This is a genomic window from Micromonospora sp. NPDC049497 (assembly GCF_044465805.1).
Taxonomy (GTDB): Bacteria; Actinomycetota; Actinomycetes; order Mycobacteriales; family Micromonosporaceae; genus Micromonospora.
Window position 1 is genome coordinate 71,870 of the sequence record NZ_JBITMC010000012.1, and the last position, 24,036, is coordinate 95,905.

Sequence of the window (24,036 nt, forward strand, 5' to 3'; positions counted from 1 at the left end):
CATGTGCGGCATCGCGGTGAGCCTCGGACCCGAGGCCGACCCGGTGGTCTTCCGTCGGATGCTCGCCACCCTGGCTCCCCGCGGCGAGGTCACCGAGACCCGGTACGAGACCGGCCTGCTGACCGGCGTACGCCGCTTGCGGGTGGTGGACCGCGATCGCGCGGTGCAGCCGTGGGTCTCCGACGACGAGCGCTGGCTGCTCTGCTACAACGGCGAGGTCTTCAACCACCACGAGCTGCGGGCGGAGCTGACCCGGCTCGGGCACCGGTTCCGGAGCGCCAGCGACACCGAGGTGGTGCTGGCCGCGTACCTGCGGTGGGGCGAGGACATGGTCACCCGCCTGCGGGGCGAGTACGCCTTCGCGATCGTGGAGCGGGCCACCGGCCGGGCGTACCTGGTGCGTGACCCGCTCGGCGTCAAGCCGCTGTACTGGTCCCGCACCCCCGGCTGCCTGCACCTCGCCAGCGAGGTCAAGGCGCTGGTCGGGTACGGCGTGCCGGTCGCCGAGGTGCCGCCCGGCCACCACGGCTGGGCCGAGGCGGACGGGCCGGTGCGGCTGCGCCCGTACGTCGACCTGCTCACCCTCGGCGCGGGGCTGCCGGTGGTGGACGACCCGGACGAGGCCGCCCTGCTCGTCCGTGCCGCCCTCACCGACAGCATCCGCATGCGGGTGGACACCGACCTCACCGTCGGGGTGATCCTGTCCGGGGGGCTGGACAGCTCGCTGGCCCTGCTGCACGTCAAGGAGATGCACCCGGACTGCGTGGCGGTCACCGTCGGTGTGCCGGACAGCCCCGACGTCGCGTACGCCCGGCGGCTGGCGCGGGACCTCCGTGTGCCGCACGAGGTGGTCGAGCTGCGCCCGCGCGACATCCGGCGGGCCGACGTCCGGGAGGCGATCCGGATCTCCGAGCTGACCGAGTACGGCGACATCATCAACGCCGTGGTCTCGGTGCCGCTCTTCCGGCGCCTTCACGAGTTGGGCGTGAAGGTGGTGCTCACCGGGGACGGGTCGGACGAGCTGTTCGGCGGCTACCCCATGTACCACCGGGTCGGCCCCGAGGCGTCCCGCCGGCTCTTCCTCCACAAGATCCGCAACCTCTGCCGTACGGAGTTGCAGCGGGTCGACCGGACCAGCATGGCGTACGGGGTGGAGGCCCGGGTGCCGTTCCTCGACCTCAGCGTGGTCGAGCTGGCGATGCGGCTCTCGCTCGGGCTGACGATGCGGGCCGGCCAGGAGAAGTGGATCGTCCGCCGGGCGTTCGCCGACGTGCTGCCCGACTACATCCGCCGCCGGCCGAAGAACCCGATGTCGTACTCCTCCGGCCTGCACGAGCGGGCCCGGCTCTACAAGCCGCTGTTCGCCCGGCTGCACCGCTCGTTCGGCTACGACCTGCTCGAACCGGTGCGGCGCGACTTCGACAGCGTGCTCACCCGCTGCGGCAACGACCTGGACCGGGCGCTGGCCGCCGGCCGTACCCGACCGGACTACACGGTGCTGGAGCACGCCCGGGACCTGGTCGGCGCGGCGAAGTGGAACGCCGCACCGATGGTCCGCCGGCTGGTCGGTCCGCGCCGGACCGACGGCGACAACGCCCCACTACCCGGCTGACCGTCTCCCCGGTGCCCCGGTGCCGCCGCAGTTTCACGGAAAGAGTGGCCATCCGGCGCGGAATGGCCACACTTTCCGTGAAAGAGGGCGCAGGTCGGGGGCGGGATCAGGAGGCGGGGTCGGCGGTGGTGGCGGCCCGGATGCGGGACACGAGTTGCTCCAGGGCGGCCACCTCGACGCGCAGCGCCGCGCGGCCCTGCCGCGTGAGCTTCAGCCAGGTGCACGGTCGGCGGCCCTCGTAGCCCTTGGTCACCTGGAGCAGCCCGGCGTCCTCAAGGATCCGCAGGTGCCGGTTGAGGTTGCCGTCGGTGAGACCCAACTCGTCGCGCAGCGTGGCGAAACGGCACTCGGGGATCTCGCTCAGCACGGTGAGGATGCCGAGCCGGACCCGCTGGTGCACGACGTCGTCCAGCGCCGTCGCGGGGTGCGGGACCGGCGCCTCGCTCATGCCCCGGACCGGCGGGCCGACACGAGACGGACCGTGGCGACGGCGAGCAGTGGCAGGGCCATCAGGACAAGATAGTGGCCCGGACGCCACGCGAGCTGGCCACCACCGCCGGAGCCGCCGATCATCCAGCCCGGCACGGTGCCCAGCGGAAAGGTGGTGCACAGCCAGGCTGCCAGCGCGACGATCCAGGCGCCGGCGATCACCAGGCCCCAGCTGCGTTCCACCCACCCGAGCGCGACGGCCATCGCGGCCGGGGCCAGCAGTGGGGTCAGCAGTCCGGGCCAGAAGGGGCCCGAGAGCAGGACGAGGGTGTCCGGTGGCGGTGAGGTGGGCACCGCGGCGATGACCGCCAGCAGGACCAGCACGCCCAGGCCGGTGCCGGCGAAGGCCGGCCACGGGACCCGGACACCGAGCCGCCGGGCCCGCTGCCGATACCACCACGCCGTGCCGGCGAGGAGCACCGGCACACCCAGGAACCAGAACAGGTAGGACGCGACGGGCGACCGCTGCTGGTCGGGGAGCCCCGCCCAGTAGGGGTGCTCGCCCTCGATCGCCGACAGCTGGGAGAAGGGGGACCGATAGAGCGCCGAACTGGCCAGCAGCAGCAGTGCGATGCCGGCGGCGGGCAGCCAGGCGCCCCCGCGGGCCCGGCGCGCGCTGCGGTCGCGGAGCCGGTCGAGCTGCGCGAGCGTCTGTTCGGCCTCGGTGGTGCGGTCGCGCTCCATCGGCGTCTCCACTCTGTGGCTGCGATAACTCTGCGAAGCAAAGTCTAGGGCGCATGGCAGGCCGTCCACAAGGCGCGAACGGGTCTCGCCGCCGACCGCTCCGTCCGCCTCGCGCGCGTGCCGGACAGCGGCCGGGGTAAGACCGGGGGCATGGCGGGACTGGACGTGATGGTGGTCGGTCAGGTGGCGCGGGACCTCGTCCTGCTGGTCGACGAGGTGCCCGACGCCGGCGGCAGCGCACCGGTGCGGCGTCGCCGGGAGATGCTGGGCGGCAAGGGCGCCAACCAGGCGGTCGGGCTGGCCCAGCTCGGCGCCACGGTCGGCCTGCTCGGCGTGGTGGGCGACGACGAGGTGACCGACCGGCTGCTGGCGCAGGCACGAGCGGACGGGATCGACGTGGACCCGGTGGTGCGCCGACCCGGCACGCCGACCGGGTTGATCGTGGACGTGGTCGACGCCGAGGGCCACTGGCGCTACCTGGAGGACCTGCCCGGGGCGACCCTGCTCGGCGTCGACGACGTGACCCGCAGCGCCGACGCGCTGCGCGCCGCCCGCGCCGTGCTGGTCCAGCTCCAGCAGCCGGTGCCGGCCGCCCTGACCGCGGCCCGGGCCGCCCGTCGCGCCGACGGGCTGGTGGTGCTCGACGGCGCCCCGGGCGTCCACCCCGGCGCCGACGAACTGCTCGCCGTCGCCGACGTGCTGCGCGCGGACGCGCAGGAGGCCGGACTGCTCACCGGCGACGCGCCACGCGACGCCGACGCCGGTCTCGCCGCCGCCCGGACGTTGCGGCGACGCGGCCCCTCGGTGGTCGCCGTCGAGGTGGCCGGCGCCGGCAACGCGTTCGCCTGGCCCGACGGCGAGTTGTTCGTGCCGTTGAGCGAGACACCCACCGTGGACAGCACCGGCGCGGGGGACGCCTTCGTCGCCGCGCTCACCCTCGGCCTGCTGCGGCACGAGCCGCACGAGCGCGTGGCCCGGTACGCCGTCGCCGCCGCCGGCGCGACCGTCGGGCACCCGGGTGGCCGCCCGGCCCTCACCCGTCGGGCGATCACCGAGCAGCTCGACCGGATCCCCGCCGGCTGACCGTACCGCTGCCGCTGCCGCTGCCGCTGCCGCTGCCGCTGCCGGTCCCGGCGGCGCTGCCGCTTCCGGCGCCGGTCAGCCGGAGAAGCGCCCGGCGGCCGGACCGTCCAGCCGGCCCGCCGGCAGCCGGCGCCCGCACAGCACGAGCAACAGGTCCTGGGCCCGTCCCCGGACCGGGTCACCCGCGCCGTACGACCAGTCCAGGTCCGTCGCGCGTAGCTCGACACCGGTCAGGTCGGTGCCGAAGAACGCGATGTTCCTCGGCCGCATCCCGGCCAGCACCATGGCGACCCGTTCCGTGGGCACCCGGCGGTCCAGCCCGGCGCCCACCGTGATGTCGAGCCCGTGGATCACGTCGTGCGCGAGGGCACCGTGGGGACCGCCCCCCGGAGGCGTCCACGGATGCGTCGCGTTGTCGCGCAGCGCGGCGAGCAGTCGCTCGGGCGGCAGTGCGGCGGCGTCCCGACGTGCGGTCCGGTCGGCCATGCGGTTGATGCTGCCGCGGGCCTTCGCCAGGTCGAGCACCGTCCGTGCCAGTGAGGTGCGGAACGGCATGGTGGTGTGGGCGACCACCTCCCGCACCCGCCAGCCGTCGCACAACGTGGGCGCGTCCCACTGCCACGGCTCCAGGCCGGCGAGCAGGTCCGCCTGGTCCCGGCGCTCCGCCGCCACCGCCGCCCGTACGTCCTCGGTCATGGTCTTTCCCTCCGGTGGGCGGGGCGCGGCGTGTCCGCGCCCCCGGAAGGGATACGAGCCGCGTGCCGGAAACCCATCGGTCGTCGGTGGAGTGCGTATGGTCGAGCGGTGACCGTGGCGTCGACGGACGAGACCGTCTCCCGGCTGGAGCCGTTCCGAAACGAGTTGACCGGCTACTGCTACCGCATGCTGGGTTCCGGCTTCGAGGCCGAGGACGCGGTGCAGGAGACGCTGCTGCGGGCGTGGCGGTCGTACGACCGCTACGACGCGAGCCAGGCGTCGCTGCGGACGTGGCTCTACCGGATCGCGACGAACGTCTGCCTGGACCTGCTCCGGGGCGCCCGGCGACGGGCGCTGCCGATGGACCTCGGTGCACCGGCGCTCGCCGGTCCGGGCCTCGGCGAGCCGGTGTCGGAGTGGGTCCTCGTGCAGCCGGTGCCCGAGTCGCTGGTGCTGCCCGCCGCCGCCGACCCGGCGGAGCAGGCCGTACGACGGGAGACGGTCCGCCTGGCGTTCGTCGCTGCCCTCCAGCACCTGCCGCCCCGGCAGCGGGCGGTCCTGATCCTGCGGGACGTCCTGTGCTGGACCACCGAGGAGGTGGCCGACCTGCTGGACACTAGCCTCCCCGCGGTGACCAGCGCCCTGCAGCGGGCCCGGACCACCCTCCGGACGGTGGAGGTGCCGCCCGGAGAACCCTGGCGCCCGTCCGACCCGGACCAGCGCGACCTGCTCGCCCGCTACTGCGCGGCGTTCGAACGCCATGACGTCGCCGCCCTGGTGGCCCTGCTGCACGAGGACGCGACGATGTCGATGCCGCCCTTCCGGTGGTGGATCCGTGGCCGCGACCGGATCGCGGCGGCAATCTCCGATCCGGCGGCCTCCTGTGCGGGGGCACGTCTGGTGCCGGTGGCCGCCAACGGGTCGCCGGCGTTCTGGCAGACCCGGCCGGGTCCGGACGGGACCCACCGTCCGTTCGGGCTGGTCCTTCTCGACGTGCACGAGGGCCTGATCACCGGCATCGCGACCTACCTCGACACCGAGCGGCTGGTTCCGTTGTTCGGCGCTGCTCCCCACCTCGCCGCGACGCGACCGGGCCCGGCCCTCCCCTGAGGGAAAGGCCGGGCCCGGGTGCGCTCCGGTCAGCTCCGCCGAAGCGTCAGTACTCCGGCTGGGTCTGCACGTTGAGTCGCGTGTAGTGGTGGGTCTTGGCGCCGGGGATCGACTCCTCGTCGATCTCCAGGACGTCGAAGCCCTTCTGGATGTCGCTGGAGTAGATGTGTCCGTTGTAGTAGTACGCCGACCAGGAGCCGCCGAGGATCCGCTGCGTGGCGGAGAGCGGGCCGCGCTCCCAGTAGCCGATCTCGGTGGGGTTGGCCGAGTCGGTGAAGTCCCAGACCGAGATGCCGCCCTGGTACCAGGCTTGGACCATGACGTCGCGGCCGGGGACCGGGATCAGCGAGCCGTTGTGCGCCACGCAGTTCTCGGTGCTGGCGTTCTCCCGCGGGATCTTGAAGTAGCTGCGGAAGACCAGTTTCCCGTCCACGATGTCGTAGATGGCGTCCGCGCCCCGCTTCGGCCCGATGGTCGGGTTGCAGGTCGCTCCGCTGCCGCCGCCGAGTTCGTCGGTGAAGACGACCTTGGTGCCGGTGTTGTTGAACGTCGCGGAGTGCCAGAAGGCGAAGTTCGCCGTGTCCCGCACCGAGTGGATGACGCGCGGGGCCGCCCGGTCGGAGATGTCCATCAGGACGCCGTCGCCCATGCAGGCACCGGCGGCCAGGTCCTTCTCCGGGAACACGGTGATGTCGTGGCAGCCGCTGGTGTTCGTGTACCCGCCATCGGGGAACAGGTTGGGCATGGCCACCACGGCCGCGTCGGTCGGCGACTTCACCGGCACCTCGATGATCGAGATTGAGTCGTGCGGCCGGGAGCAGCCGACGTAGGTGTCACTCGGCCCGTACGAGGAGACGTAGAGGTAGATCGACTCCTTGTCCTTCGCCGGCACCAGCGTGTGGGTGTGCGAGCCGCAGGCCGTCTGGACGGACTTTATGTACTCCGGCTTCACCGGGTTGCTGATGTCGAAGACCTTGATGCCCTCCCACTTGGTCTGGCTGGAGGGGACTCCGGTGCTCGCGCACGAGTCGTCGCTGCGGGGCGAGTCGGTGGACAGGAAGAGCAGGCCACCGTGGACGGAGATGTCGTTCTGCGAGCCGGGGCAGTGCACCTGAGACATGATCTTCGGTGCGGCCGGGTTCGCGATGTTGTAGATGGTGAAACCCTCGTAGTTGCCCACGTAGGCGAAGGGCCCCTGGAACGCGACGTCGGTGCCGAGTGCCGACAACGTGTCGAACGGTGCCTGCTTGGGCAGGTTGGCGATCTGCCGCAGGTTGGGGCTGCTGGAGATCTCGTCCACGGCGAGTTGGGCGGTCACACTGCCCACGTCCGCCACCTGCTCGACCTCGGCCTCGTCCGGCGCCGCCTGCGCGCCCGTCTGGGCACCGGCGACGGTCGCCACGAGGAGACCGGCGGCGGCGATGCCGGCGAGGCGGCGCCATGCCGGTTGCGGTGCGGATAATTGGATCATCGGCGAGTCCCTCCGGAAGGAGATGATGATTCACGTCACCCTAGTGGTCAGACGATGAACATCGATGTGACCTAGGTCACACTTTGCGTCGGTCGTGAATGGATACGATCGGCCACGACCTCGACCTTCAGGGAGTGGCGGATGACCGCACGAGGCAGATGGACGCTGATCGCCGTCACACTGACGGCCCTCGTTCTCACCGTGGTCGTCGTCCTACTTCGACCGGATGACGGACCTGCGCAGCACACCGCCCGGACGCCGGACGCGTCCGCCGCCGCGGACGGCCCGCCGGTGATCGTGCCCGGCCGGCCGGGGGAGTCCGCCCAGGTCCGTCCCGCCGAGGAGGTCCGCGCCACCGCGACGCCGCCGCACAACTCGATGGACACCTGGTTCGTGCGGATGATGATCCCCCACCACGAGCAGGCCCTGGAGATGGCCGCGCTGGCCCCGGACCGGGCCGCCGACCCCCGGGTGCGATCCCTGGCGGAGCGGATCCGCGCCGGACAGGGGCCGGAGATCGACGTGCTGCGGGCCTGGCTGCAGGCCCGCGGGCTCCCGGCCGAGGCCGCCGGACACGACCACGGCACCATGCGCGGCATGCAGTCGCCGGAGGCGGTGCGCCGCCTCGCCGACGCGCGGGGCGCCGAGTTCGACCGGCTCTTCGTGCGGATGATGACCGACCACCACGCCGGTGCCGTCGAGATGGCCACCAACCTGCTGAAGGTCGGCGCGGAACCGGTCCTCCTGGAATTCGCCAACTCGATCGCCGTGGAGCAGAACGTGGAGATCAACCGGATGCGGGAGCTCACCGCTTCCTGATGTCGCGCAGCCGGGTCGGCTACGCGATCGGGCCCGACCCCGAGGGGTCGGGCCCGACGTGTCTCCGGGTCAGTTCCGGTACGCGTACTGGGTCTGCGCGTTGAGCTGGTTGACCCGCCTCGACTTCGCGCCGGGGATCGACTCGTCGTCGATCTTCAGCACGTCCAGGCCCTTCTGGTCACTGGAGTAGACGTGTCCGTTGTAGTAGTAGGCCGACCAGGTGCCACCGAAGGTCAGCTGGTCGGCGTTGACCGGGCCCCGCTCCCAGTAGCCGATCTCCCTGGGGTTGGCCGAGTCGGTGAAGTCCCACACCGAGATGCCGCCCTGGTACCAGGACTGGACCATGATGTCGCGGCCCGGCACCGGGATCAGCGACCCGTTGTGGGCGACGCAGTTCTCGGTGTCGGCGTTCTCGCGGGGGATCTTGTAGTAGCTGCGGAACTCCAGCGAGCGGGCGTCACCCCTGCCGGTGATGTCGTAGATGGCGTCCGCGCCCTTGTCCGGGCCGACCTTCGCGTTGCAGGTCGCCCCGCCACCGCCGCCGAGTTCGTCGGTGAAGACGACCTTGGTGCCGCTGTTGTTGAACGTGGCCGAGTGCCAGAACGCGAAGTTCTTCGTGTCGCGGACCTGGGCGATCACCCGGGGCGCCTCCCGGTCGCGGATGTCCAGCAGGATGCCGTCACCCATGCAGGCGCCCGCCGCCAGGTCCTTGAGCGGGTAGGCGGTGATGTCGTGGCAACCGCTCGTCGCCGTGCCGGTGCCGTCGCCCTTGTACCCACCGTCGGGGAAGAGGTTCGGCGTGGCGACCACCGCGGCGTCGGTCGGTGCGCCCAGCGGCACCTTGACGATGGAGATCGAGTCGTGCGGCGGCTGGCAGTCCGGGAAGGTGTCCGACGGGAAGTACGAGGACACGTACAGGTAGACCGAGGCGCCGTCCTTGGCCGGAACGAGGGTGTGGGTGTGCGAGCCGCAGGCGGTCTCGACGGCCTTGACGTAGCGGGGACTGGTCTTGTCGCTGATGTCGAAGACCTTGATGCCCTCCCACGACTCCTTGACGGTCGCCGACTGCGGGACGCTGCTGCACGAGTCGTCGCTGCGCGAGGAGTCGGTGGAGAGGAAGAGCAGGTTCCCGTAGACGGAGATGTCGTTCTGCGAGCCGGGGCAGAGCACCTGCGACACGACGGTCGGTGCGCTGGGGCGGGCGATGTCGTAGATGACGAAGCCGTTGTAGTTGCCGACGAAGGCGTAGCTGCCCTGGAAGGCGATGTCGCTGTTGGTGGCGGTCAGCGGGGCCTGCTTCGGCACGTTGGCGACCTGCCGCAGATTCGGGCTGCTGGCGATCTCGTCGACACCGGGGATGGTGGTCGCGGCGCCCACGGTGGCGGGTGCCGCCGACCGTGGTGCCACCTGGGCGCTGCTGGGCGCGGCGACCGCGACGCTCGCGACGAGGAGGCCGGCAGCGGTCAGGCCGACCGCGCGGAACCGCCGTGTCCACGGCGTGGATGATGTGATCATCGGCGAGCCCTTCGTAAGGAGAGGGTGAGTGTCCACACCCTACCGACCGCTGATGTCTGTCGATGTGATCTGAGTCACAAAAGTGGCCTGTTATCGATGGATGCGATCGCCGTGACCTCGACCGTGTGCGGTGCCCCGTGACCCAACGGTGCGACCGGGCCCCGCTGACCGTCACACTGCTCGTCCTGGCAGGTCCGGTCACCCCCTGAACCCGACACGTACGCTGGGTGACCGTGAACCGCACCGCCTTCGGTCGCCCGCTGCGCAGCGTCGCCTTCGACGTCCTCGTCACGCTCGGGGTGGTCCTGGTCGGCCTCCTCGGAGCGGTCAACCAGCCCGGCGGGTGGGCGGCGACCCTCGTCGGGGCCACGATGGCGGTGGCGCTGCTGTTCCGCCGGCACCACCCCAGTGCCGTCGCGGCCGCGGTGGCCGTCCTCGCGCTGGTGCAGGTCGTCGCCGGCTGGGGTCCGCTCGCCTTCGACGTCGCGGTGCTCGTCGCGCTCTACAGCGTGGTCAAGTACGCCGACCGTCTCCGCGACGGGGTGCTCGCCGGCGTGGTCGCCGCGGTCGGCGTGGTGCTGGCCGCCCTCCAGGTCGAGGGCGAGGTCCCCTGGTGGGCCAGCACCATCTACTTCGGGCTGGTCACCGGCGGGGTCTGGCTGGCCGCGCTGAACGTCCGGACCCGCCGGCTCTACGTGCTCAGCCTGGAGGAGCGGGCCACCACGCTGGAACGGGAACGCGAGGCCGAGGCACGGGCCGCCGTCGCCGAGGAACGCACCCGCATCGCCCGCGAGCTGCACGACGTCGTCGCGCACAGCCTCGCCGTGATGATCGTCCAGGCCGACGGGGCGCGGTTCACCCTCGACCGGGACCCGGAGACCGCCCGCGAGGCGGTCAAGGTGGTCGCCGACACCGGCCGGGCGGCCCTGGAGGAGATGCGCCGGCTCGTCGGCGTACTCCGGGAGCCGAACCCGCCGGAGACGGCCGCGCCCGGCACGGCGGGGGAGTCACCACCACCCGGGGTCGCCGCCGAACCCGAGCACCGCCGGCCGGCACTCGCCGAACTGCCCGCCCTGCTGGATCGCTTCCGCGACGCCGGGCTGCGCGTCCGCTGGTCGGCCGGCGACGAGGTCCCGCCCCTGCCGCCGGGGCTGGAACTGACCCTCTACCGACTGGTGCAGGAGGGACTGACCAACGCGCTCAAGCACGCGGGGGTCGGTGCCGGCGTCGACGTGACCCTCGACCACACCGCCGCCGCCGTCGTGGTCCGGGTGGTCGACGACGGGCGCGGCCGCCCACCGGTCCGGCCGGCGCCGTCCGGGGGCCACGGCCTGGTCGGGATGCGCGAGCGCGTCGGGGTGTACGACGGCAGCCTCACCGCCGGACCCCGACCGGGTGGGGGCTGGCGGGTCGAGGCGCGGCTGCCGCTACCGTCGACCCCCGGAGCGGAGGTGATCGCGGCATGACCGTGCGGGTGGTGATCGTGGACGACCAGGCGCTGGTGCGCGCCGGGTTCCGGATGGTGCTGGACTCCCAGCCGGACCTGGAGGTGGTCGGCGAGGCGATCGACGGCGCCGACGCCCTGCGGGTCCTCGCGCGCGTCGACGCCGACGTGGTGGTGATGGACGTGCGGATGCCGACCATGGACGGGGTGGAGGCGACCCGCCGGATCTGCGCCGACCGCCCGGCCGGCCCGCCCCGGGTGCTGGTGCTGACCACGTTCGACACCGAGAAGGACGCCTTCGCCGCCCTCCGGGCCGGCGCCAGCGGCTTCCTGCTCAAGAACGTGCCGCCGGAGGAACTGCTCGCCGCGATCCGGGTCGTCGCGCAGGGCGACTCGGTGGTGGCCCCGTCGATCACCCGCCGGCTGCTCGACCGGTTCGCCGGCCAGCTCGGCCCCGGCCCGGTGGAGGACCCCCGCCTCGCCCAGCTCACCGATCGGGAACGGGAGATCCTGCTGCTCGTCGCGCAGGGCCTGTCCAACACCGAGATCGCCGCGCGCGTGCACGTCGCCGAGGCCACGGTCAAGACCCACGTCGGGCGGATCCTGGCGAAACTCCAACTCCGTGACCGGGTGCAGGCGGTGGTCCTGGCGTACGAGAGCGGCCTGGTGACCCCGGGCGGCTGACACCGCGTACGACCCAGGTCGTACCGGCCGCCCGCCGCGGGACCACCGGGGACGCACCCCGGTCGAGCGCGACGGCGGACGCGCCCGACCGGTGCCGCCCCTAGCGTCGGAGACGTCCAGGAAACGATCTCCACCGGGGAGCCGCACGTGTCCGTCATGATCCGGTTGGCCCTGCGCTCGCTGCGCGCCGAAGGGCCGCGGCTGCTGCTGCCGGCGCTGGCCGTCGTCCTCGGTGTCGCGTTCGTCGCCGGCACCCTGATCGTCGTCGACGGCATGCGCGCCGGCGCGTACGACCGCGCCGGCGCCTTCGACCGGCACACTGACCTGGCGGTTCACCGGAAGGGCCAGGAGCCGCTGCCGACCTCGGTCGTCGACCGGGTACGTGCCGTCGACGGGGTGGCCGCCGCGGCGGGCGAACTCGTCGGCACCGCCGGGATCGTCGGCGCCGACGGCCGCCCGGTGCTCGGCTACACCGTCCTCGCCGCCATCCCCACCGAGGAGGCCCTGCGCTCGTACGACCTGGTGGCCGGGCGGCTGCCGGACCGGCCCGGCGAGGTGGTGCTGGACGCGCCGACCGCCGTCGAGCAGGGCTTCGCCCTGGGCGCCCCGGTCCGGGTGGGCGGCGACGCGGTGGCGGCCCGGCCGTACACCCTGGTGGGCACCGTCGACGTCGACGGCACGTCCCGCGACGTGGGCGGGCCGTTCGTCGGCCTGGTCGGCGCCGACGCGCTCGCCACCACCGGACGGGCCGGCTACGACCGGGTCATGGTCGCCGCCGCGCCCGGCGTCACGGACGCGGCCCTGGCCGACACGGTGACCGCCGTCGCCGGCTCGGGCACGACGGTGAAGACCCGGCAGCGGATCCTCGACGACGCGGTGGCCGACGCCGTCCGCGACCTGGACCAGTTCAACCTGGCGCTGCTGACCTTCGCCGCTGTGGCGGTCGTGGTCGCGGCCTTCGTGATCGCCAACACCTTCGCCATCGTGCTGGCCCAGCGCACCCGGCGGACCGCGCTGCTGCGCCTGGTCGGTGCGAGGAGGGGCCAGCTGTTCCGGGCCGCCGTCGCCGAGTCCGCCGTGGTGGGCCTCGTCGCCTCCGCCGCCGGGGTCCTGCTCGGCGTGGTGCTGGCCGCCGGCCTGAACGCCCTGCTGGCCCACCTCGACGCGCCGGTGCCCGGCGGCCGGCTCGTCCTCACCGTGCCGGCGGTGCTGGGCAGCCTCGCCGTCGGCACCGTGGTGACCGTGGGCGCGGCACTCCTGCCGGCCTGGCAGGGCACCCGGGTGGCCCCGGTGGCCGCCCTCACCGAGGCGGCCGTGCAGCCCGCCCGACGGCCCGGTCACCTCCGGCTGGCCGCCGGCGTCCTGGTCCTCGCCGGGGGCGTCGCCGCCCTGACCGCCGCCCCGTACGCCGTGCTGATCCCCCTGGTCGCCGTCGGCGGGGTGCTGGCCTTCCTCGGCATCGTGCTGCTCGGGCCGCTGCTGGTGCCGGCCCTGGTCCGGGTCCTCGGCGCGCCCGCCCGGCGGCTGCTCGGCGTGACCGGTGGCCTGGCCGTGGCGAACGCGGTCCGTAATCCCCGACGGGTGGCGGCGACGGCCACCGCGCTGGTGATCGGCATCGGGCTGGTCTCCGCCTTCGTGGTCGGCGCGCACAGCACCAAGATCGGCATCGAGCGCAGCGTCGACGCCGAGATCGGGGTGGACTGGCTCGTCACCGGCGTGGGTGGCGACCTCCCCGCGCCGCTGGCGGCGGAGCTGCGGACCAGGGACGAGTTGGCGGTGGTGCACGAGTGGCGCAGCGCGGAGTCGTCCGGCGTCGAGGTGCGGGCGTCCCACCCGGCGCTGGTCGGTCGTACGCTCACCGGCGTTGTCGCCGGCGACCCGAACCGGTTCGGCCCCGGACGGGTGCTCGTCGGCGCGGACCTGGCCCGGGTGCGCGGCTGGACCGTCGACTCCCCTCTCACCCTGCGCGGCCGGTCCTTCCGGGTGGCCGCCGTGGTCACCGACGACGGCCCGGCCCTTGCCGGCAGCCCCGCCGGGCACGTCGTCCACCTGGCCGACGAGGACTTCACCGCCCTCTACCCCGACGAGCGGGGACACCTCGCGGAGATCGAATCGGCGAGCGGAGTCACCGGCGAGCGGGCCCGGGCGGCGATCGAGTCGGTCGTGGAGCGCTACCCGACGGTCAACCTGCTCGACCAGGGCGCCTACAAGAAGATGCTGACCGGCACGGTGGACATGCTGCTCGGGTTCGTCACCGCGCTGCTCGGGCTGGCGGTCGTCATCGCGCTGGTCGGGGTGGCCAACACGCTGACCCTGTCGGTGGTCGAGCGGACCCGTGAGAACGCGGTCCTGCGGGCCGTCGGGCTGACCCGCGGCCGGATGCGGGCGATGCTCGCCGTCGAGGCGGTGCTGGCCGCCGGGGTGGGCGTCGTGCTCGGGGTGGCCCTCGGCGCCGGGGTCAGCGCCGCGGCGATGGCCTTGCTGGGTCGGATCAGCGGACACTTCACGGTGGTGCTGCCGCTCGGGCGGCTCGGCCTGGTCGTCGGTGTCGCGGTGGTCGCCGCACTGGCCGCCTCGGTGCTGCCCGCCCGCCGGGCGCTGTCCCGTTCGGCGGTGGAAGCCCTCGGCGACCAGTGAACGGTGCGCCGTACCCGTCTCCCCGCCGCTGTGCGGGGAGACGATGGCGCGGTCACTGCTAGCCGGGCGGGAGCGCGGGGTCGGTCGTGGGGGGTGGTGTCGTCGTCGGTGCCGGGTTCGGATCCGTCGTGGGGGGATCCGTTGCGGGCGGCGTCGTGGACGGCGGTTCCGTGGGCGCCGGGGGCGCCGTGGTGGGCGCGCTGGTCGGCTGCCGGCCGGTCGGGCTGGCCGGCGGCACGGTCGACGTCGCGGACGGCGACGCGGACGGTCGACCGGTCGAACCCACCGGCCGGTACGGCTGCTCGGGGTCGACGCCGGTCTCCACCTGCGCCGGCGGCAGCTCGTCGTCGTCGCTGGGCTCTGCGGCCGGCGCGGGTGCCGTCGGGACCTTGACGCCCTCCGGTGCGTCCGCCGCGGTGGTCACACTCAGCGCCACGCCGACGCCGGCCAGCGCCACCAACGCCGCCGCCGCGGCACCGACCAACCGGCCACGGCCACGCCGGCCGATGGAGCCGCCGGTCGCCGCGGCGGGCACGGAGTCCGTGCGGGTGCCGGGGCCGGCGTCGCGCAGGGCGGTGAAGCCCGCGGCGGGCACCCAGGCGGTCGGCGCCGACGGGTCGGACACCGCGGCCCGGGCCGCCTCGGCCATGGCCGCGCCGCTGGTGAACCGGTCGCCGGGATCCTTGGCCAGCGCGCGGCCGACCAGTGCCCGGACCGCCTCCGGGATGTCGTGCGGCAGCTCCGGCGGCTCGTCGTCGAGGTGCCGCACGGCGACCTGGAGGGGGTTGTCGCCGGTGAACGGCGGGCTCCCGCTCAGGCAGCAGTACGCCACCGCGCCGAGGGCGTAGATGTCGGTGGCCCCGGACACCGGCCGCCCGGCGGCCTGCTCGGGCGCCATGTAGAGGGCCGTGCCCGGCACCGCGTTGGTGCTGGTGATGCTCGTGACGTTGGTCGAGCGGGCCACCCCGAAGTCGACCAGGACGACGGTGCCGTCCTCCTGCACCAGCAGGTTGCTCGGCTTGACGTCGCGGTGCACGATGCCGCCCTTGTGGGCGGCGTGCAGGGCCTGCGCCGCCTGCGCGACGATCGACATCGTCTCGGCGACGTCCAACCGGCCGGCGGCCTCGATCCGCTTGGACAGCGGTTCGCCGGTGACGAACTCCATCACCAGGTAGTCGGCGCGCCCGCCGTCGACCAGGTCGTCCGCGCCGCAGTCGTAGACCTGGACGATGCCGGGGTGGCGCAGCGCGGCCATGATCCGCGCCTCCGCGCGGAACCGGGCGATGAAGTCGGGGTCGGAGACCAGCGCCGGCAGCAGGACCTTGACCGCGACCTGCCGGCCGAGGATCAGGTCCGTGGCACGCCAGACGTCGCCCATGCCGCCGGTGGCGACACGGTCGTCCAGGCGGTACCGACCGCTGAGCACGAGCTCCGATGACAACACAGCATTACCGTACCCAGCGGGGCGGCGGACGTCGCGCCGTGCCTGCACCCGTGCCGGTCGACACCCAACCCGGCGGGGCCTGCCGGCGAGGCATCCCGGCCCGGTATCCTGTGACCGCTCCCGGACGCTGCGTGACGAGACCCGCTGCGCGCGCTGCGCACACCGACGTCTCCACCCGTCTCGGGTGCGCGGAGCGTCCTCCGAGTGCCCACCGTTACCTCGACACGCCGTCCAGTCCGCGCGATACTTCTCACTCTTGCGGCGAGCGGGGCCGACTTGTCCGTTCAGGCCCGTGCTCCTACCGTTAGCGCGACTCGGGCTCAGCCGGCGGCCCTCGCCGCCGGCCGGACCGCCATGGCGAGAGTCCAGGCTCACCGTCCGGGCTGTCGTGGGATCGGGCGTGATCAGGTCAGCGGGGGGCTGAGGGTGCGGGAGCAGGTCCGGGCACCGGACCGGGGTGGCGTCGCGTACGCCCGGGCCGGGGTGCGCCGCAGCGTGTCCGCCGGACGGAGGCGACCCGGGTGACGGCCGAGCTCAACGACGCGGTCGTCCGCGCCCAGGCCGGTGACGAGGACGCCTTCCGGTTCCTCTACCGCAGCCTCCAACCCGGCCTGCTGCGCTACCTCACCGCCCTCGTCGGCGCGGACGCCGAGGACGTCGCCTCCGAGGCGTGGTTGCAGATCTCCCGGGACCTCCCCACCTTCACCGGAGGCGAGTTCCGGGCCTGGACCGTCACCATCGCCCGCAACCGGGCCATGGACCACCTGCGGCGGCAGCGGCGCCGTCCCTCCCTGCCCGTCCCGGTGCAGGCACTCAGCGAGCTGGCCGGCGACGCGGACACCGCCGAACGGGCCGGCGAGACCATCGGCACCGAGGCGGCCCTCGCGCTGATCGCCACCCTGCCGCCGCGGGAGGCCGAGGCGGTGCTGCTCCGGGCCGTCATCGGTCTGGACGCCGAGACCGCCGGGCGCGTCCTCGGCCGGCGCCCCGGCGCCGTGCGTACCGCAGCCCACCGGGGGCTGCGCCGGCTCGCCGCGCTGATGGAGCGCTACGACGTGGGTCAGCAGCCGGCCGCCCCCGACGGCACCCCGCCCCGTCCCCGCGACGGCCGGCGCCAGCAGGCGCCGCACGCCGAGCCGGCGGACGGCTGACGTGAGGGAATCGCGATGATCTTCCGCCGTGCCGGTCGGCCCGCCGACCGTGACGCCTCCGACCGCCTCCTCGACGCCGTCCGCTCCGCGCCCGGCAGCCGGGGGGTCGACCCGCTCGCCGACCTCCTCGCCGCGGCGTCCGCGTCCGCCCGGCCCACCGAACTGGCCGGGGAGGAGGCCGCGATGGCGGCCTTCCGGGTCGCCCGGACGGCGGCGCCCACCCCGGTCACGCACCGCCCACGGCGGCGACGCCGGTTCACCGCCGGTGCGGTCGCGTGGGGCGCCGGCATCGCGGTCACCGCCACCGCCGGCGCCGCCTTCGCCGCCGTCACCCTGGACCGCGCGGATGATCCCGCCCCGCCCCGCCGGCCGGCCACCCCCGCTCCCGCCGACACCACCTCCGGCGGCGCGACCTCCGGTGACCCGACCGACGGTCCGGGCACTCCGAGCGGCGGCGGCACCACCGGTCCCGGCAGTCTCGCGCCGTCCCTCGTACCGTCCACCACGCCGGGCGCATCCGCCACCTCGGGCAACGGGCGCACCACCGAACCTCCCGCCGGGCAGGTGGCCGGGCTGTGCCGGGCGTACCAGGCCAGGCCGCCGTCGCAGCGGGCCAGGGCGCTGGAGCCCCCGGCGTTCGCCGACCTCGTGACGGCCGCCGGTGGTGCGGCCAAGGTCGAGGACTTCTGCCGGGGCCTGGTGGGCGAGGCCGAGGGGGCCGACTCGGGGAAGGCGCCCGAGTCGCCCGCGCCGACGGCACCCGGCCCGCCCTCGACACCCCCGAGCCCGGCCGTCGGCAACTGACCCTTCGTCGCGGCGAATGCGCCGGCCACCAGCAGTTCTTCTGCTAGACAGAAGACGAGGGCGCCACCGACGCCCCGGACGATGTCGGTGGGTCGGGTTACGGTGGCGGGGACCGGAACACGGAGTGGTGTAGGGGGGCCCATCCTGTGGTGATGTCGCCGAAGCTGGAGCACGGGACCGTCCTCTCGTCGTCCGACGCGGCAGCCGGTCACATCGCCCGGATCTGCTTCAAGACCGGACCACCGACCCACACCGGTGTCGAGTTGGAATGGACTGTCCACGACGCCGCCGATCCCGCCCGCCCGGTCGAGGGCGCGCGGCTGCGGGCGGCCCTCGGGCGGCACTGCCCGCCCACCCTCGACGGCGCGAGCCCCGCCACGCGACTGCGGTACGGCAGCACGGTCACCGTGGAGCCGGGCGGGCAGGTGGAGATCTCCACCGCGCCGCGCAGCGCGATCGGCGCGTTGATCCGCGCGACGGACGCCGACATCGCCGAGCTCACCGCTCTGCTGGCCGCCGCCGGGCTGGTGCTCGGTCGCAGCGGCATCGACCCGTACCGCCCGCCGCGACCGGTGGTGGAGACCCCGCGTTACCGCGCCATGCGGCGCGTGTTCGACCGGCGGGGGCCGGCCGGCCGCACGATGATGTACAGCACCGCCGGGCTCCAGGTCTGCCTCGACGCGGGGGAGGCGGAGCAGGTGCCCGCCCGCTGGGCGGCGGTGCACGCGCTGGGCCCGCCACTGCTCGCGGCCTTCGCCACCGCGCACCGGCACGCCGGTCGGGCCACCGGCTGGGCGTCGGCCCGGATGGCCGCCTGGTTCGGCATCGACCCGACCCGCACCCGCCCCGTCTGGACGCCGGAGCGGGCCGACGAGGACCCGGTCGCCGGCTGGACGGCGTACGTGCTGGCCGCTCCGCTGCTCTGCCTGCGCGGCGCCGGCGCCGACTGGACCCCGCCGGCCGGGGTCACCTTCGCCGACTGGCTCGACGGCGCGCTGCCGCGCCCGCCCACCACCGACGACCTCGACTACCACGTGAGCACCCTCTTCCCGCCGGTCCGCCCGCGCGGCTACCTGGAGGTGCGCTACCTCGACACGCAGCCCGGACGGGACTGGCGGCTGCCGCTGGCGGTCCTGAGCGCGCTGCTCGCCGACCCGGACACGGTCCGCCGGGCCCACGCCGTCGCCGCGCCGCAGGCGCACCGCTGGCAGGCGGCTGCCCGGGACGGTCTGCGCGACCGCGACCTCGCCGCCACCGCCGTCGAGCTGCTCGACCTGGCCGTGTCGGCCCTGCCCGGGCTGCACCTGCCGCCCGACCTGCACGACGACATCGACCGAGGCGTACGGCGGCGGCGTGCCGTCGCGGGGAGGAGACACCGGTGACGGACACCACGACACCCGCGCTCGACGGGGAGCGGTTGCGCACCCGGATCGCGGAGGAGATGGAGCGCACCCGCGCCCGCACCGCGCTGCTGACCGAGGCCGTCGACGACGCGGACCTGGTGCGGCAGCACTCCCCGCTGATGTCACCCCTGGTGTGGGACCTCGCGCACGTCGGCAACCAGGAGGAGTTGTGGCTGGTCCGCGACGTGGGCGGGCGCGCGCCGGTCCGGCACGACATCGACGACCTCTACGACGCGTTCAAGCAACCCCGCAAGGACCGCCCGTCGCTGCCGCTGCTGCCGCCGGGCGAGGCCCGTGCCTACGTCGCCGCGGTGCGGGACAAGGTGTTCGACCTGCTCGACCGGGTCACGTTCACCGACCGGCCGCTGGTCGCCGACGGGTTCGCCTTCGGCATGATCGTGCAGCACGAGCAGCAGCACGACGAGACCATGCTCGCGACGCACCAGCTGCGCTCCGGGCCGCCGGTGCTCGACGCCCCGCCGCCGCCCGAGCCCGCAGAACGGGTCGACGGGGAGGTGCTGGTGCCGGCCGGCCAGTTCACCATGGGTACGGACACCGACCCGTGGGCGCTGGACAACGAGCGCCCGGCCCACCGGGTGCACCTGCCCGCGTACGTCATCGACGCCGCGCCGGTCACCAACGGGCGGTACCGGGAGTTCATCGCCGACGGCGGCTACGACGACCCGCGCTGGTGGAGCGACGCCGGCTGGCGGCACCGGCACGAGGCGGACCTGACCGCACCGCTGCACTGGCGGCGCGACGGCGACGGGTGGGCGTACCGGCGCTTCGGCCGCTGGTCACCCGTGCGCGACGACGAGCCGGTGGTGCACGTCTGCTGGTACGAGGCCGAGGCGTACGCGCGGTGGGCCGGCAAGCGGCTGCCCACCGAGGCGGAGTGGGAGAAGGCCGCGCGGTGGGATCCGGTCACGGGCCGGTCCCGCCGGTATCCGTGGGGCGACGACGACCCGACGGGCGAGCACGCCAACCTGGGCCAGCGGCACCTGTGGCCGGCGCCGGTCGGCGCCTACCCGGCGGGTGTCTCGCCACTGGGGGTGCACCAGCTGATCGGTGACGTCTGGGAGTGGACGGCGAGCGCCTTCCGGGGTCACCCGGGGTTCACCGCGTTCCCCTACCGGGAGTACTCGGAGGTCTTCTTCGGCGACGACCACCGGGTGCTGCGCGGCGGTTCCTTCGGCACCGACCGGGCCGCCTGCCGGGGTACGTTCCGCAACTGGGACTACCCGATCCGCCGGCAGATCTTCAGCGGCTTCCGGTGTGCCCGGGACGCCCGCGTCGCCGAGGCGCACCCGTGACGCCGCCGACCCCGCCGGCGGGCGGTGCCGACTGATGTGCCGCCACCTGGCGTACCTGGGGCCGCCGGTCAACCTGAGTGAGCTGCTGTTCGACCCGCCGTACTCGCTGGTGCGCCAGTCCTGGGCGCCGCGCGACATGCGCGGCGGCGGGACGATCAACGCCGACGGGTTCGGGATCGGCTGGTATCCGGGCGACGGCGAGCCGGTGCGCTACCGGCGTGCCCAGCCGATCTGGAGCGATCCGACGATCGCGCAGCTCGCCGCCGTCACCTCGGCCGGAGCGGTGCTCGCCGCGGTCCGGTCGGCGACGGTCGGGATGGCGGTGCTCGACTCCGCCGCCGCGCCGTTCGCCGAGGGGCGCTGGCTGTTCAGCCACAACGGCGTGGTGCGCGGCTGGCCGGACTCGGTGGTTCCGCTGGCCGGTGCGCTGCCGGTACGGGACCTGCTCACCCTGGACGCCGCCACCGACTCGGCGCTGCTGTGGGCGCTGGTCCGGCACCGGCTGCGAGCGGGCGTGAAGCCTGCCCGGGCGATCGCCGAGACGACCGTCGCCGTGGCGGCGGCGGCCCCCGGGTCGCGGCTCAACCTGCTGCTCACGGACGGTCGGACCGTGGTGGCGGGTGTCGCCGGACACGCGCTGTCGATCCGCACCACCCCGGCCTCGGTGCTGCTGGCGTCCGAGCCGCACGACGACGAGCCGGGCTGGCAGCCGGTGCCGGAGGGACAGCTGGTGGAGGCGACCGCGACGGAGGTGCGCGTACGCGCCCTCACGGAGGCGTGACCGCCGGCGGGGCGGCACGGGGTCGCCGCGAAGGACCTTGCATCCGTTCGACGAAGGGGAAGACATGAGCGCGGAGCCGTTGGAGATCCACCTCGAGGAGCAGGACCTGGGCCGTAGCCTGCGGGAGGACGTCCGCACCGGCCTGACCGCCACACCGAAGTGGCTGCCGCCGAAGTGGTTCTACGACGCCCGGGGCAGTGAGCTGTTCGAGGAGATCACGCGGCTGCCCGAGTACTACCCGACCCGGGCCGAGCGGGCGGTGCTGGCCGCCCGGGCCGGCGACATCGCGGCGGTGACGGGCGCGAAGACCCTCATCGAGCTGGGGTCCGGCTCGTCGGAGAAGACCCGGCTGCTGCTGGACGCCTTCACCCGGCGGGGCGGGCTCGGCACCTTCGTGCCGCTGGACGTGTCGGTGAGCGCGCTGCGCCAGTCCACCGACGAGATCGCCACCGACTATCCGGGGCTGCGGGTACGCGGGATCGTCGGCGACTTCACCCGTCACCTGGACCGGCTTCCTCCCGGCGGCCGGCGGCTGGTGGTGTTCCTCGGCGGGACCATCGGCAACCTGCTGCCGGCCGAGCGGGCGGAGTTCCTGTCCGCGATGCGGGCCGCCCTGGAACCGGGGGACTGGCTGCTCGTCGGCACCGACCTGGTGAAGGACCCGGCGGTGGTGGTGCCGGCGTACGACGACGCGGCCGGGGTCACCGCCGATTTCAACCGCAACGTGCTCCGGGTCGTCAACCGGGAGCTGGGCGCGGACTTCGACCCCGAGGCGTTCGACCACGTCGCCCGGTGGGACCCGGAGCGGGAGTGGATCGAGATGCGGCTGCGCGCGCGCCGGCCGATGCGGATCCGGGTGCTCGATCTGGTGGTGGACTTCGCCGAGGGGGAGGAGCTGCGTACCGAGGTGTCGGCGAAGTTCCGTCCGGAGGGGGTCGCGGCCGAGCTGGCGGCGGCCGGGTTCACCGCACACGACTTCTGGACCGACCCGGACGGCCTGTTCGGGGTCACCCTGGCCCGGGCCGACTGAGCGGAGCCGTGGCCGCGGGTGAACCTCTTCACCCGCGGCGGCGGGGCCGCCGGATGATCGGCTAGGCTGGTCGCGCGAAGGGGAGTAGCCCCCAATGTCGTGGTCGACACACTGGTGCGTTCCGCACCCGGCCACGCGGCCCCGGTCACCGGGGCGGGCGAGACCTTCGACCCAGGCTGTAGAAGCCGGGTCGAGGGCGCCCCGTACCTCCTCCCGGCATGATCCGGAAGGATGTCATGGAAGGTTTCCTCGTCGCGCTGGTGGTCAGCTTCGGCGTCATCTTCGTCGCCGAACTGGGCGACAAGTCCCAGCTGATGGCGCTGACCTTCGCCACCCGCTACAAGCCGGTGCCGGTGCTGATCGGCATCACCGTCGCCACCGCCGTGGTGCACCTGGCCTCGGTGGCGATCGGGTACGGCCTCGGCGCGGCCCTCCCCACGGAGTGGATCTCGCTCGTGGCCGGTCTGGCGTTCCTCGGGTTCGGCGCGTGGACCCTGCGCGGGGACACGCTCACCGAGGAGGAGCGGCGCAAGGCCGAGAAGACCAGCAAGTCGGCCATCGTGGCGGTGTCGGTCGCGTTCTTCCTGGCCGAGCTGGGTGACAAGACGATGCTCGCCACCATCACCCTGGCCACCCAGTACGGCTGGTTCGGCACCTGGCTGGGCTCGACGCTCGGCATGGTCGCCGCCGACGCGCTGGCGATCCTGGCCGGTCGGATGCTCGGCCGGAGGCTGCCGGACAAGACGATCAGGTACGGCGCCGCGATCCTCTTCGCGATCTGCGGGCTCTGGCTGGTCCTGGAGGCGGTGCGCCAGCTCACCTGACGGCCGACTACCGTGCGGCCCGCCGGGTAACGCCTGCGGGTGAACGCCGAGGACGTCCTACGGATGGTCGACGACGCGCTGGTGTCCGTCGTCGAGACCGCCGGCGCGGTGGTGATCTTCGTGGGGGCGGTGTGGGCGGCGCTGCGGTTCACCGCCGAGGGGCTGCGGCGCCGCAGCGCCGCCGCGTTCACCCCGATCCGACTGTCGCTCGGGCGTTTCCTCACCCTCGGGCTGGAGTTCCAGCTCGCCGCGGACATCCTGCGCACCGCGTTCTCCCCGACGTTCATGCAGATCGGCCAACTGGCCGCGATCGCCACCATCCGGACCGCCCTGAACTGGGTACTGCGCCGGGAGATCCGTGAGGAGCAACGGGAGGTCGGTGAGCAGGGGGTCCCGCCGTGACACCGGCCGTGGCGACCGCCCTCACCTCGGCCGCCGTCGTCGCGGCGGGCGTCGTGCTGGTCACCGGCAGGTCCTGGCGCCCGGCGCTGCGGGTGCTGCTGGACCTGCTGACCGCCGTGGGCCTGCTGCGCCTGTCCGGCAACCAGGGGTGGACGGACCTGGTCGCCGCCGCCGCCATCATCCTGCTGCGCCGACTGCTCTGGGCCGCCCTCACCGCCGACGCGACGGCACGACTATCCCCAGCCTCCGGCGGGCAGAAGGATCACCACCTACCGTTGCCGGTAGGAGGCGAAAGCGGGAAAATGGGAGGACAGCGACATGAGCAAGCACGACGAACCGAACGAGTACGGTTTCGCCGGCGGCGCCACCGCCCCGGAGCCGCCCGCCGGTGGGCGGATCGACGAGCAGGACCGGGCCGAGGAGGTCGCGGTGCCGGCTGACGACCTCATGGAGCCGGTGAGCGACGCCCTCGCCGACGAGCAGGAGGCGCGGCGTACCGAGCGGCGTTCCTGACCCTGGCGGGGGGCGGGGGGGGGGGGCCCCGGGGGGGGCCCCCGCCCCCCCCCCCCCCCCCCCCCCCCCCCCCCCCCCCCCCCCGCCGCGGCCCCCCCCCCCCCCCGGCGGCGCCCCGGGGGCCCGC

The 24,036-nt window shown here is 74.0% G+C and carries 22 protein-coding genes; 16 read left to right on the plus strand and 6 right to left on the minus strand.

Translation table 11 applies throughout. From position 1 onward, the window contains the following. The first annotated feature begins 1 nt into the window (after position 1). Positions 2 to 1,612, plus strand: coding sequence for an asparagine synthetase B family protein (locus ACIBR0_RS17865; protein ID WP_396716861.1), 1,611 nt, complete (start codon positions 2 to 4; stop codon positions 1,610 to 1,612). 106 nt (positions 1,613 to 1,718) lie between these two features. Here ACIBR0_RS17865 and ACIBR0_RS17870 read toward each other — a convergent pair whose 3' ends face one another. Both ACIBR0_RS17870 and ACIBR0_RS17875 read right to left on the minus strand, forming a co-directional pair. After that, the gene (locus tag ACIBR0_RS17870; protein ID WP_396716863.1) at positions 1,719 to 2,060 is read right to left on the minus strand and encodes a winged helix-turn-helix domain-containing protein; all 342 of its coding nucleotides are present in this window, start codon (positions 2,058 to 2,060) and stop codon (positions 1,719 to 1,721) included. Further along, positions 2,057 to 2,785, minus strand: coding sequence for a hypothetical protein (locus ACIBR0_RS17875; protein ID WP_396716865.1), 729 nt, complete (start codon positions 2,783 to 2,785; stop codon positions 2,057 to 2,059). The genes ACIBR0_RS17870 and ACIBR0_RS17875 overlap by 4 nt, the downstream gene beginning before the upstream one ends. Before the next feature lie 150 nt (positions 2,786 to 2,935). Here ACIBR0_RS17875 and ACIBR0_RS17880 point away from each other — a divergent pair, with 150 nt between their 5' ends. Then, positions 2,936 to 3,868 (plus strand): PfkB family carbohydrate kinase, encoded by a 933-nt coding sequence (locus ACIBR0_RS17880; protein WP_396716867.1) that lies wholly within the window; start codon positions 2,936 to 2,938, stop codon positions 3,866 to 3,868. Between the two features lie 75 nt (positions 3,869 to 3,943). Here ACIBR0_RS17880 and ACIBR0_RS17885 read toward each other — a convergent pair whose 3' ends face one another. Further along, positions 3,944 to 4,564 carry a maleylpyruvate isomerase family mycothiol-dependent enzyme gene (locus ACIBR0_RS17885; RefSeq protein WP_396716869.1) on the minus strand — a complete coding sequence of 207 codons (621 nt, stop codon included), beginning with the start codon at positions 4,562 to 4,564 and terminating at the stop codon, positions 3,944 to 3,946. 108 nt (positions 4,565 to 4,672) lie between these two features. On the opposite strand from ACIBR0_RS17885, the gene ACIBR0_RS17890 reads away from it, so the two are divergent. After that, positions 4,673 to 5,674 (plus strand): sigma-70 family RNA polymerase sigma factor, encoded by a 1,002-nt coding sequence (locus ACIBR0_RS17890; RefSeq protein ID WP_396716871.1) that lies wholly within the window; start codon positions 4,673 to 4,675, stop codon positions 5,672 to 5,674. Positions 5,675 to 5,720: 46 nt separating this feature from the next. Here the strand turns inward: ACIBR0_RS17890 and ACIBR0_RS17895 are convergent, their stop codons facing one another. Further along, positions 5,721 to 7,145 carry an LVIVD repeat-containing protein gene (locus ACIBR0_RS17895; RefSeq protein ID WP_396716873.1) on the minus strand — a complete coding sequence of 475 codons (1,425 nt, stop codon included), beginning with the start codon at positions 7,143 to 7,145 and terminating at the stop codon, positions 5,721 to 5,723. 141 nt (positions 7,146 to 7,286) lie between these two features. On the opposite strand from ACIBR0_RS17895, the gene ACIBR0_RS17900 reads away from it, so the two are divergent. Further along, positions 7,287 to 7,964, plus strand: coding sequence for a DUF305 domain-containing protein (locus ACIBR0_RS17900; protein WP_396716875.1), 678 nt, complete (start codon positions 7,287 to 7,289; stop codon positions 7,962 to 7,964). Between the two features lie 69 nt (positions 7,965 to 8,033). On the opposite strand, the gene ACIBR0_RS17905 is transcribed toward ACIBR0_RS17900, so the two are convergent. Then, positions 8,034 to 9,479, minus strand: coding sequence for an LVIVD repeat-containing protein (locus ACIBR0_RS17905; RefSeq protein ID WP_396716877.1), 1,446 nt, complete (start codon positions 9,477 to 9,479; stop codon positions 8,034 to 8,036). Positions 9,480 to 9,706: 227 nt separating this feature from the next. On the opposite strand from ACIBR0_RS17905, the gene ACIBR0_RS17910 reads away from it, so the two are divergent. From ACIBR0_RS17910 to ACIBR0_RS17920, 3 genes are all read left to right on the plus strand, one after another. Continuing rightward, entirely contained in the window at positions 9,707 to 10,945 is a 1,239-nt protein-coding gene (locus ACIBR0_RS17910) for a sensor histidine kinase (protein WP_396716879.1), read from the plus strand. Further along, the gene (locus ACIBR0_RS17915) at positions 10,942 to 11,607 is read left to right on the plus strand and encodes a response regulator transcription factor (RefSeq protein WP_357039060.1); all 666 of its coding nucleotides are present in this window, start codon (positions 10,942 to 10,944) and stop codon (positions 11,605 to 11,607) included. The genes ACIBR0_RS17910 and ACIBR0_RS17915 overlap by 4 nt, the downstream gene beginning before the upstream one ends. A gap of 156 nt (positions 11,608 to 11,763) precedes the next feature. Beyond that, a complete protein-coding gene (locus ACIBR0_RS17920) occupies positions 11,764 to 14,244 on the plus strand; it encodes an ABC transporter permease (protein WP_396717059.1) in 2,481 nt (826 codons plus the stop codon). 58 nt (positions 14,245 to 14,302) lie between these two features. Here ACIBR0_RS17920 and ACIBR0_RS17925 read toward each other — a convergent pair whose 3' ends face one another. Next, entirely contained in the window at positions 14,303 to 15,688 is a 1,386-nt protein-coding gene (locus ACIBR0_RS17925; protein ID WP_396716882.1) for a serine/threonine-protein kinase, read from the minus strand. A 521-nt stretch (positions 15,689 to 16,209) separates the two neighbouring features. Here ACIBR0_RS17925 and ACIBR0_RS17930 point away from each other — a divergent pair. The 9 genes from ACIBR0_RS17930 (at position 16,210) to ACIBR0_RS17970 (ending at position 23,909) form a co-directional block, all read left to right on the plus strand. Continuing rightward, on the plus strand, positions 16,210 to 16,839 hold the full coding sequence (locus tag ACIBR0_RS17930) for an RNA polymerase sigma factor (protein WP_396716884.1): 630 nt from the start codon (positions 16,210 to 16,212) through the stop codon (positions 16,837 to 16,839). A 15-nt stretch (positions 16,840 to 16,854) separates the two neighbouring features. Beyond that, positions 16,855 to 17,643: a hypothetical protein gene (locus ACIBR0_RS17935; RefSeq protein WP_396716886.1), complete on the plus strand. Its 789-nt coding sequence runs from the start codon at positions 16,855 to 16,857 to the stop codon at positions 17,641 to 17,643. A gap of 146 nt (positions 17,644 to 17,789) precedes the next feature. Further along, positions 17,790 to 19,025 (plus strand): ergothioneine biosynthesis glutamate--cysteine ligase EgtA, encoded by a 1,236-nt coding sequence (gene egtA / locus ACIBR0_RS17940; RefSeq protein ID WP_396716888.1) that lies wholly within the window; start codon positions 17,790 to 17,792, stop codon positions 19,023 to 19,025. Positions 19,026 to 19,084: 59 nt separating this feature from the next. Then, entirely contained in the window at positions 19,085 to 20,359 is a 1,275-nt protein-coding gene (gene egtB, locus ACIBR0_RS17945; protein ID WP_396717061.1) for an ergothioneine biosynthesis protein EgtB, read from the plus strand. A gap of 34 nt (positions 20,360 to 20,393) precedes the next feature. Further along, a complete protein-coding gene (gene egtC / locus ACIBR0_RS17950) occupies positions 20,394 to 21,140 on the plus strand; it encodes an ergothioneine biosynthesis protein EgtC (RefSeq protein ID WP_396716890.1) in 747 nt (248 codons plus the stop codon). Positions 21,141 to 21,204: 64 nt separating this feature from the next. Further along, complete coding sequence (gene egtD, locus ACIBR0_RS17955) at positions 21,205 to 22,170, plus strand: L-histidine N(alpha)-methyltransferase (RefSeq protein WP_396716892.1); 966 nt, start codon at positions 21,205 to 21,207, stop codon at positions 22,168 to 22,170. A gap of 236 nt (positions 22,171 to 22,406) precedes the next feature. After that, positions 22,407 to 22,994 (plus strand): TMEM165/GDT1 family protein, encoded by a 588-nt coding sequence (locus ACIBR0_RS17960; RefSeq protein WP_396717063.1) that lies wholly within the window; start codon positions 22,407 to 22,409, stop codon positions 22,992 to 22,994. 63 nt (positions 22,995 to 23,057) lie between these two features. Next, positions 23,058 to 23,396, plus strand: a complete 339-nt coding sequence (locus ACIBR0_RS17965; protein ID WP_396717065.1) for a DUF1622 domain-containing protein — start codon at positions 23,058 to 23,060, stop codon at positions 23,394 to 23,396. Positions 23,397 to 23,714: 318 nt separating this feature from the next. Beyond that, the gene (locus ACIBR0_RS17970) at positions 23,715 to 23,909 is read left to right on the plus strand and encodes a hypothetical protein (RefSeq protein ID WP_396716894.1); all 195 of its coding nucleotides are present in this window, start codon (positions 23,715 to 23,717) and stop codon (positions 23,907 to 23,909) included. Positions 23,910 to 24,036 lie beyond the last annotated feature (127 nt).

Coding starts and splice junctions, on each gene's coding strand:
- ACIBR0_RS17865 (WP_396716861.1), top strand. CDS start 2: ATGTGCGGCATCGCGGTGAGCCTCGGACCCGAGGCCGACCCGGTGGTC.
- ACIBR0_RS17870 (WP_396716863.1), bottom strand. CDS start 2,060: ATGAGCGAGGCGCCGGTCCCGCACCCCGCGACGGCGCTGGACGACGTC.
- ACIBR0_RS17875 (WP_396716865.1), bottom strand. CDS start 2,785: ATGGAGCGCGACCGCACCACCGAGGCCGAACAGACGCTCGCGCAGCTC.
- ACIBR0_RS17880 (WP_396716867.1), top strand. CDS start 2,936: ATGGCGGGACTGGACGTGATGGTGGTCGGTCAGGTGGCGCGGGACCTC.
- ACIBR0_RS17885 (WP_396716869.1), bottom strand. CDS start 4,564: ATGACCGAGGACGTACGGGCGGCGGTGGCGGCGGAGCGCCGGGACCAG.
- ACIBR0_RS17895 (WP_396716873.1), bottom strand. CDS start 7,145: ATGATCCAATTATCCGCACCGCAACCGGCATGGCGCCGCCTCGCCGGC.
- ACIBR0_RS17900 (WP_396716875.1), top strand. CDS start 7,287: ATGACCGCACGAGGCAGATGGACGCTGATCGCCGTCACACTGACGGCC.
- ACIBR0_RS17905 (WP_396716877.1), bottom strand. CDS start 9,479: ATGATCACATCATCCACGCCGTGGACACGGCGGTTCCGCGCGGTCGGC.
- ACIBR0_RS17915 (WP_357039060.1), top strand. CDS start 10,942: ATGACCGTGCGGGTGGTGATCGTGGACGACCAGGCGCTGGTGCGCGCC.
- ACIBR0_RS17920 (WP_396717059.1), top strand. CDS start 11,764: ATGATCCGGTTGGCCCTGCGCTCGCTGCGCGCCGAAGGGCCGCGGCTG.
- ACIBR0_RS17935 (WP_396716886.1), top strand. CDS start 16,855: ATGATCTTCCGCCGTGCCGGTCGGCCCGCCGACCGTGACGCCTCCGAC.
- egtB (WP_396717061.1), top strand. CDS start 19,085: ATGGAGCGCACCCGCGCCCGCACCGCGCTGCTGACCGAGGCCGTCGAC.
- egtC (WP_396716890.1), top strand. CDS start 20,394: ATGTGCCGCCACCTGGCGTACCTGGGGCCGCCGGTCAACCTGAGTGAG.
- egtD (WP_396716892.1), top strand. CDS start 21,205: ATGAGCGCGGAGCCGTTGGAGATCCACCTCGAGGAGCAGGACCTGGGC.
- ACIBR0_RS17960 (WP_396717063.1), top strand. CDS start 22,407: ATGGAAGGTTTCCTCGTCGCGCTGGTGGTCAGCTTCGGCGTCATCTTC.
- ACIBR0_RS17965 (WP_396717065.1), top strand. CDS start 23,058: ATGGTCGACGACGCGCTGGTGTCCGTCGTCGAGACCGCCGGCGCGGTG.
- ACIBR0_RS17970 (WP_396716894.1), top strand. CDS start 23,715: ATGAGCAAGCACGACGAACCGAACGAGTACGGTTTCGCCGGCGGCGCC.